Raw genomic sequence first — 19,056 nt, 5'->3', positions numbered from 1 at the left:
CGTCCAGGCCTGAGCCTGAGTGTAGGGACGAAAGGGAAATGGCACTGTCTGCACCCTTTGTTCGGTCTGCCCGCTTCCCACGTTCATTGAGCTTGAGCCCCGGCTTCAAGACTTGACGTACATCAAGTCTCGCGCATTCGAGGCCCACAGAATCGACGAATGACAATCCATGTTTCGAGCCTGGGCGGAGGGAGGGGGTTATGAGCGATTTCTTGAGTGCCGAGGAACTGGAAGGGCTGGACGCGTATTGGCGCGCGTCCAATTACCTGGCGGTGGGGCAGATCTACCTGAAGAGCAACCCCTTGCTCCAGGTTCCCTTGACCCAGGCGCACATCAAGCCGCGCTTGCTGGGGCATTGGGGCACGACGCCGGGGCTCAATCTGCTCTACACGCACCTCAACCGCCTGATCACCCAGTACGATGTCAACCTGCTGTTCGTCGCCGGGCCTGGCCATGGCGGGCCGGCGGTCGTCGCGCAGACCTACCTGGAGGGCACCTACACCGAGTGCTATCCGTCCGTGGAGCGCAATACCAACGGGTTGCTGCGCCTGTTTCGACAGTTTTCCTGGCCCTATGGCATTTCCAGCCATGTCTCGGCACAGATCCCAGGCTCGATCCATGAAGGCGGTGAACTGGGTTACTGCCTGGCCCACGCCTATGGCGCGGTGTTTGATAACCCGGACCTGATCGTCGCTTGCGTGATCGGTGACGGCGAGGCCGAAACCGGCCCGCTGGCCGCCAGTTGGCACGCCAATAAATTCATCAACCCGGCGCGTGATGGCGCGGTGCTGCCGATCCTGAACCTCAACGGCTACAAGATTGCCAACCCCACCGTTCTGTCCAGGATCAGCGAAGAAGAGCTGTCAGCCCTGCTGTATGGGTATGGCTACGATGCCTACTTCGTAGAAGGCGATGAACCGGCGCAGGTCCATCAAGCACTGGCCCGCACCTTGCACACCCTGCTGCTGAAGATCCGCGAGATCCAGCACGCAGCTCGCCAGCCACGGCGCAACGCGGCGCCGGAGCGCCAGCTGTGGCCCATGTTGGTATTACGCACGCCCAAAGGCTGGACCGGGCCGGCATTTGTCGATGGCTGCCGGGTCGAAGGCACATGGCGCGCCCACCAGGTCCCCTTGGCCAACTTCCAGGTGCCGGGCCATGTGCAGCAACTGGAGGAGTGGCTGAACAGCTATCGCCCCGGCGAATTGTTTGATGCCGACGGGGCCTTGCTGCCGGAAATCGCGGCCCTGGCGCCCACCGGACACCGCCGCATGAGCGCCAACCCCCACGCCAACGGCGGGCTGTTATTGCGCCCGCTCGACTTGCCACGCTTTGCCGATTACGCCGTCGAACTGCCAGTGCCCGGTTGCCGTCGCGCCGAGGCCACTCGGGTCCTGGGTTTTTTTCTACGCGACGTGATGAAAAATGCCCAGGGTGCCGGCAACTTCCGCCTGTTCGGCCCGGATGAAACCGCCTCCAATCGCCTGGACGCGGTCTACGAGGTCACCGCCAAGGCGTGGATGGACCCATTGGAGGCCGACGACCAGAACCTGGCGATTTCGGGGCGGGTCATGGAGATCCTCAGCGAGCACGTCTGTGAAGGCTGGCTTGAGGGCTATCTGCTGACCGGGCGCCATGGCTTGCTGTCGTGCTATGAGGCGTTTATCCATATCGTCGATTCCATGGTCAACCAGCATGCCAAATGGCTGAAAACCGCTGCCGGCGTGCCCTGGCGCAAGCCGGTGGCCTCGCTCAACCTGTTGCTGACCTCCCATGTGTGGCGCCAGGACCATAACGGCTTCTCCCACCAGGACCCCGGGTTTATCGACCTGGTCGCGAACAAGAAGTCCGACGTGGCGCGTATCTACCTGCCTCCCGACGCCAACTGCCTGTTGTCGGTGGCCGATCACTGCCTGCGCAGCCGCAATTACATCAATGTCATTGTGGTGGGCAAGCAACCGGAGTGGCAGTGGCTGGATATCGACGCGGCCGTGCGTCATTGCCTGGCGGGGATCGGTCGCTGGGGCTGGGCCTGCCGCGACGATCAGGACCCGGACGTGGTCATGGCCTGTGCCGGAGACGTGCCGACCCTGGAAACCCTGGCCGCCGTGACCTTGTTGCGCGAGTACGTCCCGGACCTGCGGGTACGGGTCGTCAATGTGGTGGACCTGATGGTATTGCAATCGCCGTCCCAGCACCCCCATGGCCTGTCGGATACCGCGTTCGATGTGTTGTTCACCCCCGACAAACCGGTGATCTTTGCCTTCCACGGCTACCCGGCGCTGGTACACCGGTTGCTGTACAAACGCACCAATCATGACAACTTCCATGTGCGTGGCTTCAAGGAGGAGGGCGCCACCACCACGCCGTTCGACATGGCGGTGATCAACGACCTGGATCGCTACCGATTGGCGCTGGACGTCGTCGAGCGTGTACCTCGCCTGCAGGAACAACGCCACGCCGCACAATCGCGCTATTGGTCGATGATGGAGAAACACAAGTTGCACCTGATCGAGCATGGCGAAGACCTGCCCGAAGTCCTCAACTGGCAATGGACGCCGGCCACCTAGTGGAGGGGCCGCTACTTGCGTTTCCAGTACTTCTGCATTTCGAGAAACAGAAACGAAGCTGTCCAGGTGATCAGCACCAGACCGGTCAGCGCTTGCAGGCCGGTCAAGTACTTGAGATGGCCCACGGGGGTGATGTCACCGAAACCGATCGTGGTGTAGGTGGTAAAGGAAAAGTACACACAGTCCATGAACGAGCCGTCGAAGCGCCCCGACAGGCGGCCCCATTCGCCATAGCGCGTCATCAGGTAATAAGCCAGCGCAAAGCACCACACTTCGATCGCGTGCGCCAGCAGGGCACCAAAGACGCCGATGACCATCCTGAAGCGGCTCCAGACCCTGAGCCGCGGCAGCCAGTCGTTCAGCCGCAACAGGCATTCGTAGTGAATGACCACGGCCAGGATGACCACCAGCATGTTGATCAGGGTGACAGCCAGCATGGCAAGCCTCAGTGGGGGGCGTCGGAACCGATGCTCAGCGGTGCCCGTTGCTGCTGCGGCATGAGCGGCGCGAAGTCCTCCGGGGTCAGGCTTTCCTTTTGCATCAACAAGTGCGCACCGGCATCCAGGTCGGCGCGGTGCGCTTGGAGCAGGACCTTGGCGCGCCCATAGGCTTCATCGAGCAGGGCACGAATACACAGGTCGACTTCCCTGGCGGTCTGCTCCGAATAATCCTTCTCGCCGCTGCCCTGCATGCGCTCACCCAGGTACGTCATATTCTGGCGCTCCAGCACTGCTTGACCCAGTTCGGCACTCATGCCGAAGCGGGTCGCCAACTGCCGGGCGATATCCGTCGCGTGGGCCAGGTCATCGGCGGCCCCGGTGGAGATCTGACCGTAAATCAGAAACTCGGCGGCACGCCCGGCCATCAGCACGACCATGCGGTCCTTGAGCATCTGGCAACTGATCAGGAAGTGGTCTTCGGTCGGGCGTTGCAAGGTGTAGCCCAGGGAGCCAATGGCCCGCGGCACGATGGAGACCTTGTGCACCGGGTCCATGTCCGGCAGGTGACTCGCCGCCAGGGCATGGCCCATCTCGTGGTAGGCCACGACCTGGCGTTCTTCCGGGCGTAACACGCTGCTCTTGCGTTCGAGGCCGGCGACCAGACGTTCCACGGCCGCGGTGAAATCCTCCAGGCCGACCGTGTTGGCGCCACGGCGGGTGGCCACAATCGCCGCCTCGTTGACCAGGTTGGCCAGGTCGGCGCCGGTGAAACCGGTGGTGATGTCGGCAATCTGTTCGCTGTCGAGCGCGGGGTCCACGGTGATTTTTTGCAGGTGGACCTTGAGGATCGCCTGTCGACCTTTGCGGTCGGGGCGATCGATCAGGACCTGGCGGTCGATCCGGCCGGCGCGCAACAGCGCCGGGTCGAGCACTTCCGGGCGATTGGTCGCGGCCAGCAGCACTACGCCTTCACGGGGGTCGAAGCCGTCCAGTTCGGCCAACAGCTGGTTAAGGGTCTGCTCTTTTTCGTCATTGCCGCCCAGGACCCCGACGCCGCGCATCTTGCCCAAGGCATCCAGCTCATCGATGAAAATGATGCAGGGGGCGGCCCCCCGCGCCTGTTCGAACAGGTCATGGACCCGCGCGGCGCCGACGCCCACGAACATTTCGACGAACTCCGAACCCGAGATCGAGAAAAACGGCACCCCGGCCTCGCCCGCAATGGCCTTGGCCACCAGGGTCTTGCCGGTGCCTGGCGGGCCGACCAGCAGCGTGCCTTTGGGAATATGCGCCCCCAACCGTGCGTACTTGTCCTTGTCCTTGAGGAACGAGACGATTTCCACCAGTTCGGCCTTGGCCTCGTCGATGCCGGCGACATCCGCGAAGGTGACCCCGGTGTCCCGTTGGACAAACACCTTGGCCCTCGACTTGCCGATGTTCATCAGCCCGCCAAGGCCCTGTTTTTCCGCGACGCCGCGAAACAGGAAGTGCCAGACCACCATGATCAGGACAAAAGGCAGCAGCCAGCCCAGCAGGCCGTTCAAAAAGGTATTGTCATTGACCCCGGTAAAACTCGCCCCCGATTGCGCCAGGTTCGCGGCCAGCGCGGGGTCGACCCGCACGGTGGAGAACAGGTTGTGGCCATCGATCGGTACCTGCAGCTTGCCGCTGATCTGGTCTTTTTCGACCAGCAGGTCGCTGACTTTCTGCTCGTTCAACAATTGCAGAAACTGACTGTAGGGGATGCTTTGCACCACCCGATGCTCCGTCCACAGAAACTGCGCAACGGTGAACACGACAAACGCGGTCAGAAAGTAAGACAGGTTCCATTGATGGTTCTTTTTCATGACCTTGACTCAAAAAAAGGCACGCAAAGCAGACACAACCGTTGAATGCCCCGGTTGATACCCAGGGGCATTCCTCACCTCATGCAAGCAGCAAGTGATCTTCCACCCGCCTGACGCCAGGCACCGACCAGGCCGCCCGCTCCACGAGCTTGCGCTCACGCCACAGGTGCACCTTGCCGTCGAGCCTGACCACATCACCGTCGACCCTGACGTGAATATCCTTGGCGTCCACTTCGGCATTGCGCTTGAGCGCTTCTTCGATGCGTTTGCGGATATCGACGATGTCCACTCGGGGGCTCAGGGTCAGCCGATTGTCTACGCCGAGTACGCCGGATAGCTTGCGCACCGCTTTTTCTACGGTTTCCTTCTGGTATTGCCAGTCAACTTCCCCTTCAAGGGTGATCCAGCCGTGTTGAACGATGACTTTAACGGCATTGGGAGGCACGTCGGCGCTCCAACTGATGATGCTCAGGGCGCGGGCGGCGATGGTGTCGTCCGCAGTGCCGGCGCCTTTGTTCAGCCGGACCTGGATCTCCTCGGCGACGGCGCGCACGCCTTTGACGGCTTTGACCGCGCGTTCGGCGCGGACTTTTTGATCATAACTGCTGACATGTCCGGTCAGCGTGACTACGCCTTTTTCCACGGCAACACCGATGTTGGCTGCATCGATCTGTGGTTGGAACTCCAGCTCTTCCAAAATGGCTTTGCGCAAACTCAAGTCGCTCATGATGGTGTCCTCCGTCCAGTTCGTGGCTCATGACGGGCCGTCAGTGGCCAGTCACTGGTTTCTACGCCCGCGCCACGGGAAATCATTGAGCTATATCAACAAGGGGTGAGTGAGCCGCAGGTCGATCCACGGTTTGCGTGAAAGCCAGCCATTATTTGACAAAAGTCAGAGTGCGTACCTTTCCGGGTCTGATACTTCAACCACGACTTTTCAATCTGGATGAAGGGGGCATGGGGCTCGACAGGCAGTTGAGTGGCAGTCAGGCGGTAACGCCGGCCCGGATTGAGGTATGTGATGCTCAAACTCAAACGTATCTTATTGATCGCACCCTCCGAGATGACGCGCACCCCGGCCTTTGATAGGGCTCAGGCACTGGCCACTGCCAGTGGGGCATTGCTGCATATTGTGGCGTTCGACTATGTCACGCCGCTGGCGCTGGCTGGCGTGTTTGACCATGACGCGATGGCCCAGGCCAGGGAAGGCTACCTGCAGGTCCACCGTCACTGGCTGGAACAGCAGATACGTTTCCTGCGGCGCACCGGGTTGCAGATGACCAGTGAGGTGGTGTGGGCCAAGCCAAGCCTGTCGCAGGTGCTGGACTACGTGAACGACTTCCACCCAGACCTGGTGGTCAAGGATGTGGAACATGTTTCGGCGCTCGAGCGCACCTTCCACCGCCCCCTGGATTGGCTGTTGTTGCGCGACTGCCCGGCCTGCCTGCACCTGGTGACCAACGCCAAGCGCCCAAAGCCGTTGAAAGTGCTCGCCGCCGTTGATCTGTCGCACTTGGAAGAGCTGACCTTCGGGCTGAACGAGCGCGTCGTCGAAATGGCGTCCACCTGGGCGCGGGCCTGCGAAGCGCAACTGCATCTGTTGAATGTCAGCAACTGGGCGGTGGTGGGCGATACGGCCCTGAGCGTGCCTACCCACAGCCTGGAAAGCAGTTTGAGCGAAGCCGTCAACGACGCCCAGGCGGAAGCCTTTGATGAGCTTGCCGAACGCCATGGCATCGAAAAAAAACGCCAACATGTGCTCAGCGGCATGCCCCACAAAGTGATCAGCCAGTTCGCCCGCCAGCATGCATTCGATGTGGTCGTGCTCGGCACGGTCTATCGCGACCGGCTCGATCGGATGCTGGGCAGCACCGCCGAAAGCGTGCTGAACCGCACGTCCTGCAGTTTGATGATCGTCAAGCCGCTGCCCCGGTCTGATTGAAACGGCCCATTTTTTAAACGATCAAGGAGACAAGCATGCGCATGACATTTCTGGGGGCCGCTGGCACGGTCACCGGCAGCAAATACCTGCTGGAGCATCGAGACCTGCACATTCTGGTCGATTGCGGCCTGTTCCAGGGCTACAAGCAACTGCGCCTGCACAACTGGGATGCGTTCCAGCTGCCGGCGCGCGACCTGCACGCTATCGTGCTGACACATGCCCACCTGGACCACAGCGGCTACCTGCCGCTGCTGGTACGCAATGGCTATCGCGGTCCCGTATACGCCACGCCCGCCACCTGTGAACTGGCCAAAATCCTGCTGCGCGACAGCGGCCGCTTGCAGGAAGAAGAGGCCGAGTTCGCCAACCGCCACGGGTTCTCCAAGCACACTCCGGCCTTGCCGCTCTACACCGAACAGGACGCCGAGCGGGCATTGAAACTGCTGCGGCCGATCGAACTGCAGCACCGCGTCGCGATTGCCCCAGGCTTGAGCATCCTGCTGCGTGATGCCGGGCATATTCTTGGTGCGGCGACGATCGAAATCGTTGCCGATGGCGTCACGCTGGTGTGTTCCGGTGACCTGGGGCGCCCGAACGATCCCTTGATGTTCGCCCCGCAAACCATCAAGCAAACCGACTATCTGCTGGTGGAGTCGACCTATGGCGATCGTCAACACCCCGTGGAGCCGCCCGAGGAACAATTGGCGCAAGTGATCACCCGCACCGCGCTGCGCCACGGCATCACCCTGGTACCGTCGTTTGCCGTCGGGCGCGCGCAACTGCTGATGTATCACTTGTATCGCCTGAAACAACGGCATGCGATCCCGGACCTGCCGATCTACCTCAATAGCCCGATGGCAACGGACGTCACCCGTTTGTACCAGCGCTTTCGGTCGGAGCATCGGTTGTCGCTGGAAGAGTGCCAGGGCATGTGCGATGGCACGCACTTCGTGTGTTCCGTGCAACAGTCGATTGACCTGGACCAGCAACGCACCCCGGCGATCATCATTGCTGCCAGTGGCATGGCCACCGGTGGGCGTGTGTTGCACCACCTCAAGGCGCTGGCGCCCAACCCACTCAACACCCTGTTGGTCCCCGGTTTCCAGGCCGGTGGCACACGCGGCGCACAGATTGTCGCTGGCGCGCCGTCGGTCCGTATCCATGGCCAGGACGTGCCGATCCGCGCAGAGGTCGTGCCCATGCAAACCCTCTCTGCTCACGCTGATGCCGATGAAATCATGCAATGGCTGCGCGGCTTCAAGCGCGCGCCGAAACATACCTATGTCGTCCACGGTGAACCCAACGCCTCGGATGTGCTGCGCCGGCGCATCAGCCAGGAGCTGGGCTGGTCGGTGTCGGTACCTGAGTATCGGGACTGTGTGGAACTGCCCGCCGTGGAGCGGCAATTGAGCGCTTAGCGCACGTACGTGCGGCGTCTGGGTAGTGCTTGGAATAGGTACTTTCCGACCTGCTCGGGCGGGTGGCAACGCGCTACGCTTGGGCGGCTTGAGACGTTTGCAAACATTCCGGAGCTTTTTTATGAATAGCGATGAAAAGCTGAGGCAGCAGGTGATCGACGAACTGAACTGGGACCTGGCGCTGAAAGCCGATCAGATTCTGGTCCAGGTGTCCGATGGTATCGTCACGCTCTCTGGCAATGTCACCAGTCATGCCGAGCGCTGGCACGCCGAACAGGCTGTGGCGCATGTGGCTGGCGTCGTGGACCTGATCAACCGCATCGACGTGGTTCTGCCTTCCAGCCATGTGCGTACCGACAGCGATCTGGTCGCCGCGGTCGCTTCAGCGTTGCAAGGGAACACCTCGCTGGCGGAACACCGCGTCAACATCAGTGTGACGGATGGCTGGCTGGTGCTCAGCGGTGAAGTCGATTCGGAGCATCAGCGCCAGGCGGCAGGCTATGCAGTGCGCTATCTGCCGGGGATCAAGGGGATCAGCAACGATATCGTGGTCAAGACCCATGCCTCTGCGCAAACCATCAAGACCGATATCGAATCAGCGTTTCGCCGCAGAGCGATTATTGACGCCCACGGTATCGATGTGCGCGTGGACGGCGGGGACGTCACGCTTTCGGGCGTTGTCGGGTCGCTTCCCGAACGCGACATGGCGCGTTTGACGGCCTCGAGCACGGCCGGGGTGCAGAAGGTTGTCGACAACCTGGTGGTCGCGCCCACCGCCCAACAAACGAATGGCCCAGGTGGCGCGGCTTGACTCACGGGGCAGCGGATCGCCCTCCGTGGCGAGCGCGCTTACTGTGGCGAGCGGGCTTGTCTGTGGCGAGCGGGCTTGCCCCGCGTTGGGGCGCGAAGCGGCCCCATTACCGGCGATGGGTTTTTAACTGACGCACCGCAGTGCCTGGCTTTGGGGCTGCTGCGCAGCCCAACGCGGGGCAAGCCCGCTCGCCACAACAAGCCCGCTAGCCACAGACAAGCCCGCTCACCACAGTAAGCCCGCTCGCCACAGGGGAATTTGTCAGGGCCTGAAAATCATGCTCACGGGGTGAGCCCTTTGCCATGAACCGCGGCTGAAAGGGCTTTTTCACCGGCCGCCAGGGCGATGCGAGCCAGTTCGGGAATCGATTTGGCTTCGGTCCGGCTCATGATCGACGCGCGATGCTTCTCAACCGTCCTTTGGCTGATACCCAGCTCGAACGCAATGTTCTTGCTGGGGTGGCCGTCCAGGACCATCTCCATGATTTGGCGCTGGCGGGGAGTCAGGTGACTGATATGGTCAATGGCGGCCTGGCGAAGCGCCTTGAAGCCCTGGGTATCCGCTTGGTTGGCCAAGGCGTTTGTCAGGCTGGTCAATAGCTGCTGGTAACGGAACGGCTTTTCGATGAAGTCGCACACGCCGGCCTTCATCGCATCCACGACATCCGCGACGCGGCTGTTGCCACTGATCATGATGATGGGCAACTCGTCCCCCCGTGCCCTCAGACGCCCAACCACCTCCAGCCCGCTGATGCCGGAGGGGCGTGCTTCAATCACCAGGCAGCCCCGTTGATCGCCGGGATAGCGCTCGAAAAACTGCTCGGCGCCAGCAGCGTCACGCACGGGGTAACCTTGGGCCTCCAATACCCTGCGCAAGTTGTTGCGCAACGCCTCGTCCTCGTCCACGAGGTAGATCACCGCGCCCGAAGACACCGGCAGGGCACCTGGCGAATGGCCTGTGGCTGCCGCGCTCAGTGCGGTACCAAGGGTTGCGCGCAGCGTATTCAAGCTCACGGGTTTGCGCAGCAGCATGCAATCGGCGGCGAGGACCGCGTGGGCAACCTGCCGCTGGGTGTCGGCGGTCAGTACGATAGCCGGCGTGGTTCGGTTGAATTGATCGCGCAGTCGCTGCACCAACTGCACACCGTCCATGGCGGGGGCCAGCGCATGTTCGGTCAAGACCAGGTCGGGCTGGAGACCTGAGCGTGCCAGCCACGCCAACGCGGCGGCACCATCACTGACCGCAGCCGTTTGATAGCCCAACGAACCTAAGCCGCAGCACAGCATCTCGCGGAGCAGGGCCTGCGGCTCGACAACCAGCAACAGCCGATGGGACGCCGTGATCGGCGGTTTGATCGCGGTTTTTGGGCGTACCGACGACCGCGCTGACGGTACGCTGATGGAAATGAGCGTGGCTTTTCCGGGCGCGTACCGGACCTGCAACTGCGCCCCCAGCATTGCGCTCAACTCATAGGTTGAAAGCGCGCCCGCGCGGCCATAGGCATCCGGCAGGAAGGGCGCATGCACAGGCATCGACACGATGCGCAAGGCGGCCTCGCGGCTTTCACAGCCCGAACACCACAGTTCCAGGCTCAGCCATTGCCGATGGCGCCGGGCGCCCAGCGTCAGGCGACTGTTGCGGTTCGCGTGCATGAGGTTGTACATCAGGCTGCTCAGTACTTGCCTGAGGCCCTCGGGAAGGCTCCTGACCCATGCCGAACACGGCACGATCCGCAGCTTGATGCGCCGGGCGACGGCCAACGGTAAACAGTCTTGGGCCAGTGCCTTGAACAGGGTTTGCACGGGGAAGTCCACGGCATCATGCCGATCTCTCTCGGTGAGGGAGGAGGGCAGGTCGAGCGGGGTGTTGAACCGGCTCAACAAGTGCTCCACCGTGGCATCCAACTGTTCAAGCAGCCCTTGGGCAGGTGTCGCCGGATTCAGCTCATTCGCCTCGAGCTGCCCCGTGATCAGTGAGACCAACTGTGCTGTCTGGCGAAGTGTCTGGTCGATACCGCGCAAGCGTTCGACGCTGGGCGTGGTCTTGAGGGCCAAGGGTTGTTGAGCCGCAGGCGGTGCACTCCCAGATACCGTGTGCGGTAAGGCGTCCTCCGACATGGATTGGTTGACGTGCATGACTAACCCTCCTGACAAGACCCGATGGTGCGTTGCCTGCCGCGCAATCCTATGCGTTTTGTCCGACGCTTTAATTGATCTATGTAAGTATTTTCCGAGCTCCCATCCCTCCCAGGGCCTTCTGCCTGGCGCCAATCGACAGCGCGTAAAGACGAAGCGCGACACCAGCCTGTGCGAGACGTCAACTCGCTCGTCTGCGCACCACCGAAGTGCGCCCCCGGCACCGTTAAGGTGCTCGGCCATCACCCGCCAGCAGCCCTTGATAAAGGCTTATGGGTAGATTCCGACGCTAGTCACCTGCCCCCATAGCGACCATCGTAATCCAGGCTTATGGGCAGGGCGGATGCAGGCCGTGCGCTCTGCGTTGAATGACTCAATTTGAGGGGAAGGCAACCGTTATGGCTTACACGACGATCAATCCATACAACGGCGAGTTGCTCGCACAATTCGATACGCTGACGGCTGAGCAACTAGAGCGCAAACTGGCCGTCGCGGCGCAGTGCTACGCGACGTGGAAAACCAAGACGTATGCCCAGCGCGCTTCGGTCATCGCCAAAGCGGCTGAATTGATGCATCAGCGCTTCGACACCCTGGCCCGTAAGATCACATTGGAGATGGGCAAGCGAATCAACGAGGCCCGCGGCGAAGTCAAGTTCAGCGCCGATATCATGGCGTACTACGCCAAGAACGCCGAGCGCTTCCTGGCGCCGCAGGCGCTGGAGCCGAGTGCGGGCGAGGCGCATATGGAGAGCAGCCCCATCGGCGTGGTCTTCGGCGTCGAACCGTGGAACTTTCCCTTCTATCAGTTGGCGCGCGTGGCGGGCCCGCACTTGATGGCCGGTAACGTGCTGGTGATCAAGCATGCCGGTTGTGTGCCGCAATGTGCGATTGCCTTTGAGCAGGTCCTGCTCGAAGCCGGCGCACCGGCGGGGCTCTATACCAACCTGCTGATATCCCACGAGCAGTCCAGGCAGGTGGTGGACGACCCGCGTGTGCGTGGGGTGGCATTGACCGGGAGTGTCGCCGCTGGCCGCAGCCTGGCGTCGTGGGCGGGACAGAACCTGAAGCCGTCCTCCATGGAGCTGGGGGGCAGCGATGCGTTCATTGTGCTTGAGGACGCTGACCTGGACCTGGCGATCAAATGGGCGATCTGGGGGCGGATGTATAACTGCGGGCAGACCTGCTGCGCGGCAAAACGCTTCATTGTCGTCGAATCCATGGCCGATGCCTTCCTGGAAGGCTTCAAGGCCGGGCTTGCGGCCTTGAAACCCGGTGACCCCATGGAGGAAAGCACCACCCTGGGCCCGCTGTCTTCGGAAGCCGCCTTGTTGCAGTTACTTGGCCAGGTGCACACGGCGACGGCCCACGGGGCACGGGTGCTGCTGGGGGGCGGGCGTATCGATCGCGCCGGTTCATTCATGACCCCGACCATCCTCACCGATATCGCCCCCGACAATCCGGCATTCCGCGACGAGTTCTTCGGCCCCGTGGCGCTGTTTTTCCGCGTCAAGGACGAAGAAGCCGCGATCGCCCTGGCAAACGATTCCGACTTTGGCCTCGGCGGGTCGGTGTTCACCCGTGATGTGGAGCGGGGACGTCGGGTGGCCAGCCGGATCGAGACCGGCATGATGTTTATCAACAACATCAGTTGGAGCGATGCCGAACTGCCCTTTGGCGGTATCAAGGATTCGGGCTATGGCCGCGAACTGGGCGACATGGGCATCCAACAGTTCGTCAATAAGAAACTCGTGCGTTACGTGTCGGCCCAGGCACCGGTCTGAAGCCTTATCCCGTCCCTATCCCGGGCGCGCGCACACAGGCGGGCGCCCCCCATGGAGCGCGCGATGTACGTCAATGTGGCTGTGATGAAAGAAACCCACCCGCACGAACGGCGGGTGGCCCTGGTACCGAGCCTGTGTGCGAAGTTATGTGCATTGGGCGCCAAGCTGCATATGCAAACGGGGGCAGGGGACGCGAGCTTCCTGCCCGACGCGGCTTATACGGACGTGGTGTTCGTCTCCGGCAACGGGCAGTGGCTGCATGAGGCCGATGTGGTCCTCGCCGTGCAGGCACCTTCGCAGGAGGTGGTCGGCAAAATGAAGCCGGGCTCGCTGCTCCTGTGTTTTGTGTATGCGCAGAACAACCCGGCCCTGGTGCAACGCTTGCTGGAGCGCCAAATCACGTGTTTTGCCATGGAGCGGCTGCCGCGGACCACGCGGGCCCAGTCGATGGACGCGTTGTCCAGCCAATCGGCATTGTCGGGGTACTACGCCGTGCAACTGGGGTCGGTGCATCTGTCTCGCATACTGCCAAAGGTCACCACCGCGGCCGGCATCGTCGGGCCTGCTCGGGTGCTGGTGCTGGGCCTGGGTGTCGCGGGGCTGGAGGCCATCGCCACCGCGCATCGGTTGGGCGCGGTGGTCGAAGGGTACGACGTGCGCCCGGAAACCGCCGAGCAGGCGCGCTCCCTGGGCGCCAGTTTTGTCGACGTGGGGGTCGATGCGCGGGGCAAAGGCGGTTATGCACGGGAGTTGAGTGACGCGGAAAAACACCAGGTCGCGCTCGTGCTGACTGAGCATATCCAACGGGCAGACCTGGTGATTACCACGGCGGCCGTACCGGGGCGGCCTTCGCCACGCCTGATCAGCGCCGCACAGCTCGCCGGGATGAAGCCTGGCGCCGTGATCGTCGACCTGGGCGCCGAAGGCGGGGGCAACTGCGAGGGCTGCGTCCCCGGCCAGACCGTCAAGGTCGGTCAGGTCACGCTGTTGGCGCCGTTGAACCTGCCTTCGTCCTTGAGCCAGGACGCCAGCCTGCTGTATGCGAAAAACCAGTTCAACCTCTTGGCGCTGATGTTGAAAAACAACGTCATCCACATTGATTGGGACGATCCGTTACTGGCGCAAACGGCGCTCACCCACGCCGGCAAACTCATGCCACCGCTGAGCCCGACAGATGCGCCCAAGGAGAAAACCTCATGAGCAACGTTGGTTTTATCGGCCTGTATATTTTCATGCTCGCCGCGTTTGCCGGCTGGGTCATCATTGGCCGGGTCCCGGCGATCCTGCATACACCGTTGATGTCGGGCTCGAACTTTATCCACGGCATCGTGGTGATCGGTGGCCTGATCGGCTTGCTCGACGCCGCGACACTGCCAGAGCAAGTGGCCGGGTTCGTCGCGGTGCTGCTCGGGGCGGGGAATGCAGCGGGCGGGTACGCCGTCACCGGCCGGATGCTCGCCATGTTCCAGACCAGCGCGCCGGAGCCCAAGCGGCGCAAAGCCCATCACTCCGCCACCCGCAAGGCTGAGAAGGCCTGAGGTTTGATCATGTTGATGATGACGTCGCAATGGCTGATAGGGCTGGTGTACTTCTTCGCCGCGTTTTTACTGCTCTTCGGGTTGTGGCGCATGTCGTCGCCTGTCACGGCCCCCGGCGGTATCCATGTGGCCGGGTGGGGCATGGCGGGCGCGGTGATCGTGAGTTTCCTCTATGTGTTTTCCGTGAGCGAGGCGGCACGACCGCATCTGCCCACCAACATCGGCCTGGCGCTGGTGGCCTTGTTGCTGGGCGGTGGCGCTGCCTGGTGGAGTGGGCGCAAGGCGGCAATGACCGCCATGCCGCAGATGGTCGCGATCTACAACGGTATGGGCGGTGGCGCCGCCGCCGCCATCGCGGCCATGGAACTGTTCGGCGCGCGGGCGCTCGACCTGCCCACCTTGGCCGGCACGTTGTTCGGCGCACTGATCGGCGCGGTTTCGCTATCGGGTTCGTTGATCGCCTGGGCCAAGCTCGATGGTCGCCTCGATAAACCCCTGCGCCTCAAGGGCCTGCAACTGATCAACGCGGCGGTGATGCTGCTGACCCTGGCTGCCGGCAGCTGGCTGATGCTCGCCATGCAGGCGGCAGACGGCGTGCCTGGCCATGTGCCCTGGTTGATCGCCGGGTTCTTCGCGGGGGCGTTGCTGTTTGGCGTGTTGATGACGTTGCCCATCGGCGGTGCCGACATGCCGGTGGTGATCTCCATCTACAATGCCTTTACCGGCCTGGCGGTCGGCCTCGAAGGGTTTGTGTTGCAGGTTCCGGCCATGATGATCGCGGGCATGCTGGTGGGCGCCGCCGGTGTGTTGCTTACATTGTTGATGGCCAACGCCATGAATCGCACGGTGGCGCATGTGTTGTTTGCCCGTTTTGGTGATCAGCCCGTTCGCAAAGGCGCGGTGATCACGGGCGAGCTGAAGCCGACCGCCGCCAGTGATGCCGGGGTCGCCATGCGCTACGCCGCTAAAGTCATCATCGTGCCGGGTTATGGTTTGGCTGTCGCCCAGGGCCAGCAAAAGCTCTATGAGTTCGTGAAGCTGTTGCAGGCCCACGGTGTCCTTGTGCGTTTCGCGGTACACCCGGTGGCGGGGCGCATGCCGGGGCAAATGGACGTGTTACTGGCAGAAGCGGGGGTGCCCTACGACCTGATTTTCCAGCTCGAAGACATCAATACCGACTTCCCCGACACCGATATGGTGCTGGTCATCGGCGCCAACGACGTGGTCAACCCCGCGGCACGCAATGACAAGGCATCGCCCATCTATGGCATGCCGATCCTGGACGTGGACAAGGCGCATCACGTGTATGTGGTCAAGCGCGGGGAAGGCAAGGGCTACGCGGGTATTCAGAACCCGCTGTTTTACGCAGAAAACTGCAACATGGTGTACGGCGATGCACAGGCTGTCCTGGTCAAGATGATCGAGGCGGTCAGAGGTTTGGGTTAAGGCTTTTCGGGCTGGCCGGGCACTCGCCGGGCCGGCAAACACCACTCTGCAAGAGGGTCGCGAGATGAACAGTAAGATGTTAGCCGCCGTCGTCGAGTCATTTGGACAACCATTGGTCATGCGCCAGGTGGATATTCCGGTACCGGGGCCGGGGATGATCCTGATTAAAGTGGAAGCCTGCGGGGTGTGTCACACCGACCTGCATGCGGCGCGGGGGGATTGGCCACTCAAGCCTTCCTTACCCTTTACCCCTGGACACGAGGGCATCGGCATCGTGGTGGCGCTGGGCGAAGGCGTGACGGCCGTACAGAAGGGCGAGCGCGTGGGGGTGCCATGGCTGTATTCGGCGTGCGGCCATTGCGAATACTGCCTGCAAGCCTGGGAAACCGTTTGCGCCCAGGCCGAGTTTGGCGGCTACACGCGCAACGGTGGCTTTGCCGAATACATACTGGCAGACCCTGAGTATGTGGCGCATATCCCCGCCGGCCTGACACCGTGTGAGGCCGCGCCGATCATTTGCGCCGGGGTGACCACCTACAAAGGCATCAAGGAGGCGGATGTGCGGCCGGGGCAGTGGATCGTCATTTCCGGGGTGGGCGGCCTGGGCCATCTCGCGGTTCAGTACGCCAAGGCCATGGGGCTGCGGGTGTGTGCCGTCGACATCGACGAGCGCAAGCTGGCCCATGCCACGCAACTGGGGGCTGAAGCAGTGGTGAACGCCAAAGGTGCGGACCCGGTGGCCGCGGTCATTGCCGCCACCCAGGGCGGTGCCCATGGGGTGCTCATTACCGCGCCTTCGCTCGGCGCGTTCAAGCAAGGCGTCGCGATGACCCGCAAACTGGGGACCTGCGTGCTCGTCGGCTTGCCCCCTGGCGAGTTTCCCATGGCATTGTTCGACGTGGTCGCCAACTGCATTACGGTGCGCGGCTCGTTCGTCGGCAATCGCCAGGACATGGCGGAGGCGCTGGCGTTCGCCGCCGCGGGCAAGGTCAAGGCCGACATTGAACTGCAGCCGTTGTCTGCGATCAACCAGGTGTTCGAGCGCCTTGAGCATGGCGATGTCCCCGCGCGGGTGGTGATCGATTTCAGTGGCCGTTGAGAGCGTGAAAAAGCATGCATACGTTTGACAGAGATCGGCGCCAGAGCGTGTTGCTGACGGTGAGTCAGATGGCGGAAGCCGACCGGCTCTCGGTTGTCGCTGGCGTGTCGTCTTTCGCGTTGATGAGCAATGCCGGTGAGGCCGTGGCGCGCGAAATCCAGCGCCGCTGGACGCCCAGGCCGCTGGTGGTGCTCTGCGGGCCGGGCAACAACGGAGGGGATGGCTTTGTCACCGCGCATCGTCTGGCCGAGGCAGGCTGGCCGGTGACGCTGGCCATATGGGGCGATCCATCGGCCCTGAAGGGCGAAGCCAAGCAGCACGCACAACGCTGGCAGGGCGCGGTTCACACGCTGAGCCCAGCGGTGCTCGAGGGGGCCGAACTGATCGTTGACGCGGTGTTCGGCGCCGGCCTTGCCCGCGCCCTGCAAGGGCCGGTCCTCGAGACGCTGACCGCCGCGGGCCGTGGCAATGCTCCGATTATCGCGATCGATATACCCAGCGGGGTCATGGGCGATACCGGTGAAAGCCTGGGCGCGGTCGCGGCCGTGCTGACCGTGCCGTTTTTTCGCAAGAAACCGGGCCATCTGTTGCAACCTGGGCGGGCACTGTGTGGCGATGTCGTCGTTGCCGATATCGGTACCCCCGAAACGGTGCTCGACACCCTCGTCCCCCAGACCTATGAGAACCATCCCCGGTTGTGGCTGAGCGACTTGCCGCCCATCGCCACCCAGGATCGTGCCCCCCGATGCGCCGGCGTGCTGCCCCTCGACGAGGACGAATTCCGACAGAAATTCGCGTTTTCAGGCGACTCGCTGACCCGCACTCGAGCCGCTGCCCAGTCCTGCTCAAGGGTGGTGGTCCTTGAAGGTGGTGACACGGTCATTGCTGCGCCGGATGGCCAAGCCATCATCAACAGCAATACACCCTCGAACCGGGCGGGTGCCAGCGTCGTATCGCGCTCGATCATTCATGGCCTGCAGGCCCAGGGGATGCCGGCGTTGTCGGCGGCAGCGGCGGGCATGTGGCTGCACGGCGCGGCCATTGCCGAGTTCGGTCCGGGGTTCTCGGCACAAGACTGGCCGGCCGTGCTGCCCGTGCTGTTGCGTGGCCTGGTCAATTGATTTGGCCCCTCGATCGGCGCGGGTTTGATTTTTATCAAGGAGCGCTTGCCAAAAAAAGGCAAGTTAGCCCGCAGCGGCTCCAGGTCGGCAGGGTGATCGACTTGATGAAAGAACAAAGATGAAGCCACGTCTGAAGTACCTTGCCCCCCCCAAAAGATTACATACGAAGGTATTCAACCAATGGCTTCTCCCGCTGGCGTTACGGTCTCTGGGCTCCAATACAGGAAGTTCAACTTTTCCGGCTTTGAGCTGGCAGGTGATTTGCGATTGCCGCCAGGCACCGAGCGCCTGGTCATTCTGGTGCATGGGAGCGGCGGGGGCCATTCCAACCCGCGCAACCACTATATTGCGGAGTACCTGGCTCGCCACGGCATGGGGACCTTGATGCTCGACCTGCTGACGCGGACCGAGCAACGCTGGGATAACCTGACCGGCGTGCTGCGCTTCGACATTTCCTTGCTCGCCGATCGACTGACCAGGGTCATCGAGGCGATTGCCCACGATGCCGAGTTACGCCCGCTCGCCCTGGGGTTGTTCGGCGCCAGTACGGCCGCGGCCGCCGTCTTGGTCGCCGCCACCCGTGCGGCCACGGTCCAGGCGGTCGTCAGCCGAGGAGGGCGCACCGATCTCGCGGCGCAGGCGTTGCGCCGGGTCAGGGCGCCCACCTTGCAAGTGGTCGGCGCGCAGGACCCGGTGATCCTGCACGTGAATGAACAGACCTGCCGGGCGTTGCACTGCACGCAACACCTGGAGGTCGTGAAAGGGGCCACCCATCTGTTCAAAGAACCAGGCGCCCTGGCGGACGTGGCGAGGTTGACCGGCAATTGGTTTGAAAAGTACCTGCACCCGAACCCTTGCCCACCCCTCCATAGGCCCTGAACGTGAAGTTCGCGCCCTGAGCGATGGCC

General features: G+C 62.6%; 15 protein-coding genes. 11 read left to right on the top strand and 4 right to left on the bottom strand.

Features of this window, described 5'->3' with window-relative positions; all coding sequences use genetic code 11:
• Positions 1 to 200 precede the first annotated feature (200 nt).
• On the top strand, positions 201 to 2,570 hold the full coding sequence (locus AB7933_RS17685) for a phosphoketolase family protein (protein WP_024075515.1): 2,370 nt from the start codon (positions 201 to 203) through the stop codon (positions 2,568 to 2,570).
• A gap of 11 nt (positions 2,571 to 2,581) precedes the next feature.
• On the opposite strand, the gene AB7933_RS17680 is transcribed toward AB7933_RS17685, so the two are convergent.
• From AB7933_RS17680 to AB7933_RS17670, 3 genes are all read right to left on the bottom strand, one after another.
• Positions 2,582 to 3,007, bottom strand: a complete 426-nt coding sequence (locus AB7933_RS17680) for a potassium channel family protein (protein WP_024075514.1) — start codon at positions 3,005 to 3,007, stop codon at positions 2,582 to 2,584.
• Positions 3,008 to 3,015: 8 nt separating this feature from the next.
• Positions 3,016 to 4,857 (bottom strand): ATP-dependent zinc metalloprotease FtsH, encoded by a 1,842-nt coding sequence (ftsH, locus tag AB7933_RS17675; protein WP_024075513.1) that lies wholly within the window; start codon positions 4,855 to 4,857, stop codon positions 3,016 to 3,018.
• A gap of 79 nt (positions 4,858 to 4,936) precedes the next feature.
• A complete protein-coding gene (locus tag AB7933_RS17670) occupies positions 4,937 to 5,584 on the bottom strand; it encodes a BON domain-containing protein (RefSeq protein ID WP_024075512.1) in 648 nt (215 codons plus the stop codon).
• 294 nt (positions 5,585 to 5,878) lie between these two features.
• On the opposite strand from AB7933_RS17670, the gene AB7933_RS17665 reads away from it, so the two are divergent.
• The 3 genes from AB7933_RS17665 to AB7933_RS17655 all read left to right on the top strand — a co-directional run bounded on the left by AB7933_RS17665 (position 5,879) and on the right by AB7933_RS17655 (position 9,028).
• The gene (locus tag AB7933_RS17665) at positions 5,879 to 6,799 is read left to right on the top strand and encodes a universal stress protein (protein WP_024075511.1); all 921 of its coding nucleotides are present in this window, start codon (positions 5,879 to 5,881) and stop codon (positions 6,797 to 6,799) included.
• A gap of 35 nt (positions 6,800 to 6,834) precedes the next feature.
• Positions 6,835 to 8,217: an MBL fold metallo-hydrolase RNA specificity domain-containing protein gene (locus tag AB7933_RS17660; protein WP_024075510.1), complete on the top strand. Its 1,383-nt coding sequence runs from the start codon at positions 6,835 to 6,837 to the stop codon at positions 8,215 to 8,217.
• A gap of 121 nt (positions 8,218 to 8,338) precedes the next feature.
• Entirely contained in the window at positions 8,339 to 9,028 is a 690-nt protein-coding gene (locus AB7933_RS17655) for a BON domain-containing protein (protein WP_024075509.1), read from the top strand.
• 281 nt (positions 9,029 to 9,309) lie between these two features.
• Here AB7933_RS17655 and AB7933_RS17650 read toward each other — a convergent pair whose 3' ends face one another.
• The gene (locus AB7933_RS17650) at positions 9,310 to 11,163 is read right to left on the bottom strand and encodes a response regulator (protein WP_024075508.1); all 1,854 of its coding nucleotides are present in this window, start codon (positions 11,161 to 11,163) and stop codon (positions 9,310 to 9,312) included.
• Between the two features lie 398 nt (positions 11,164 to 11,561).
• Between AB7933_RS17650 and AB7933_RS17645 the strand changes: the two genes are divergently transcribed.
• The 7 genes from AB7933_RS17645 (at position 11,562) to AB7933_RS17615 (ending at position 19,027) form a co-directional block, all read left to right on the top strand.
• Complete coding sequence (locus AB7933_RS17645; protein ID WP_024075507.1) at positions 11,562 to 12,944, top strand: NAD-dependent succinate-semialdehyde dehydrogenase; 1,383 nt, start codon at positions 11,562 to 11,564, stop codon at positions 12,942 to 12,944.
• Between the two features lie 63 nt (positions 12,945 to 13,007).
• Positions 13,008 to 14,144: an NAD(P) transhydrogenase subunit alpha gene (locus AB7933_RS17640; protein ID WP_024075506.1), complete on the top strand. Its 1,137-nt coding sequence runs from the start codon at positions 13,008 to 13,010 to the stop codon at positions 14,142 to 14,144.
• Positions 14,141 to 14,482, top strand: a complete 342-nt coding sequence (locus AB7933_RS17635; protein ID WP_024075505.1) for an NAD(P) transhydrogenase subunit alpha — start codon at positions 14,141 to 14,143, stop codon at positions 14,480 to 14,482. The genes AB7933_RS17640 and AB7933_RS17635 overlap by 4 nt, the downstream gene beginning before the upstream one ends.
• 9 nt (positions 14,483 to 14,491) lie before the next feature.
• Positions 14,492 to 15,928, top strand: coding sequence for an NAD(P)(+) transhydrogenase (Re/Si-specific) subunit beta (locus AB7933_RS17630; RefSeq protein ID WP_024075504.1), 1,437 nt, complete (start codon positions 14,492 to 14,494; stop codon positions 15,926 to 15,928).
• A 64-nt stretch (positions 15,929 to 15,992) separates the two neighbouring features.
• Positions 15,993 to 17,027, top strand: a complete 1,035-nt coding sequence (gene adhP, locus AB7933_RS17625) for an alcohol dehydrogenase AdhP (RefSeq protein ID WP_024075503.1) — start codon at positions 15,993 to 15,995, stop codon at positions 17,025 to 17,027.
• A 14-nt stretch (positions 17,028 to 17,041) separates the two neighbouring features.
• Positions 17,042 to 18,148, top strand: a complete 1,107-nt coding sequence (locus AB7933_RS17620; protein WP_305451973.1) for an NAD(P)H-hydrate epimerase — start codon at positions 17,042 to 17,044, stop codon at positions 18,146 to 18,148.
• Between the two features lie 180 nt (positions 18,149 to 18,328).
• Positions 18,329 to 19,027, top strand: coding sequence for a dienelactone hydrolase family protein (locus AB7933_RS17615; RefSeq protein ID WP_024075501.1), 699 nt, complete (start codon positions 18,329 to 18,331; stop codon positions 19,025 to 19,027).
• The last annotated feature ends 29 nt before the right edge of the window (positions 19,028 to 19,056 follow it).

Origin of the sequence: Pseudomonas gorinensis, assembly GCF_042015035.1 — a bacterium.
GTDB classification, from domain to species: domain Bacteria; phylum Pseudomonadota; class Gammaproteobacteria; order Pseudomonadales; family Pseudomonadaceae; genus Aquipseudomonas; species Aquipseudomonas gorinensis.
This window is presented reverse-complemented; position numbering and strand designations above follow the sequence as displayed.

Coding starts and splice junctions, on each gene's coding strand:
- ftsH (WP_024075513.1), bottom strand. CDS start 4,857: ATGAAAAAGAACCATCAATGGAACCTGTCTTACTTTCTGACCGCGTTT.
- AB7933_RS17645 (WP_024075507.1), top strand. CDS start 11,562: ATGGCTTACACGACGATCAATCCATACAACGGCGAGTTGCTCGCACAA.
- AB7933_RS17685 (WP_024075515.1), top strand. CDS start 201: ATGAGCGATTTCTTGAGTGCCGAGGAACTGGAAGGGCTGGACGCGTAT.
- AB7933_RS17680 (WP_024075514.1), bottom strand. CDS start 3,007: ATGCTGGCTGTCACCCTGATCAACATGCTGGTGGTCATCCTGGCCGTG.
- AB7933_RS17665 (WP_024075511.1), top strand. CDS start 5,879: ATGCTCAAACTCAAACGTATCTTATTGATCGCACCCTCCGAGATGACG.
- AB7933_RS17655 (WP_024075509.1), top strand. CDS start 8,339: ATGAATAGCGATGAAAAGCTGAGGCAGCAGGTGATCGACGAACTGAAC.
- AB7933_RS17650 (WP_024075508.1), bottom strand. CDS start 11,163: ATGCACGTCAACCAATCCATGTCGGAGGACGCCTTACCGCACACGGTA.
- AB7933_RS17635 (WP_024075505.1), top strand. CDS start 14,141: ATGAGCAACGTTGGTTTTATCGGCCTGTATATTTTCATGCTCGCCGCG.
- adhP (WP_024075503.1), top strand. CDS start 15,993: ATGAACAGTAAGATGTTAGCCGCCGTCGTCGAGTCATTTGGACAACCA.
- AB7933_RS17630 (WP_024075504.1), top strand. CDS start 14,492: ATGTTGATGATGACGTCGCAATGGCTGATAGGGCTGGTGTACTTCTTC.
- AB7933_RS17615 (WP_024075501.1), top strand. CDS start 18,329: ATGGCTTCTCCCGCTGGCGTTACGGTCTCTGGGCTCCAATACAGGAAG.
- AB7933_RS17670 (WP_024075512.1), bottom strand. CDS start 5,584: ATGAGCGACTTGAGTTTGCGCAAAGCCATTTTGGAAGAGCTGGAGTTC.
- AB7933_RS17620 (WP_305451973.1), top strand. CDS start 17,042: ATGCATACGTTTGACAGAGATCGGCGCCAGAGCGTGTTGCTGACGGTG.
- AB7933_RS17660 (WP_024075510.1), top strand. CDS start 6,835: ATGCGCATGACATTTCTGGGGGCCGCTGGCACGGTCACCGGCAGCAAA.
- AB7933_RS17640 (WP_024075506.1), top strand. CDS start 13,008: ATGTACGTCAATGTGGCTGTGATGAAAGAAACCCACCCGCACGAACGG.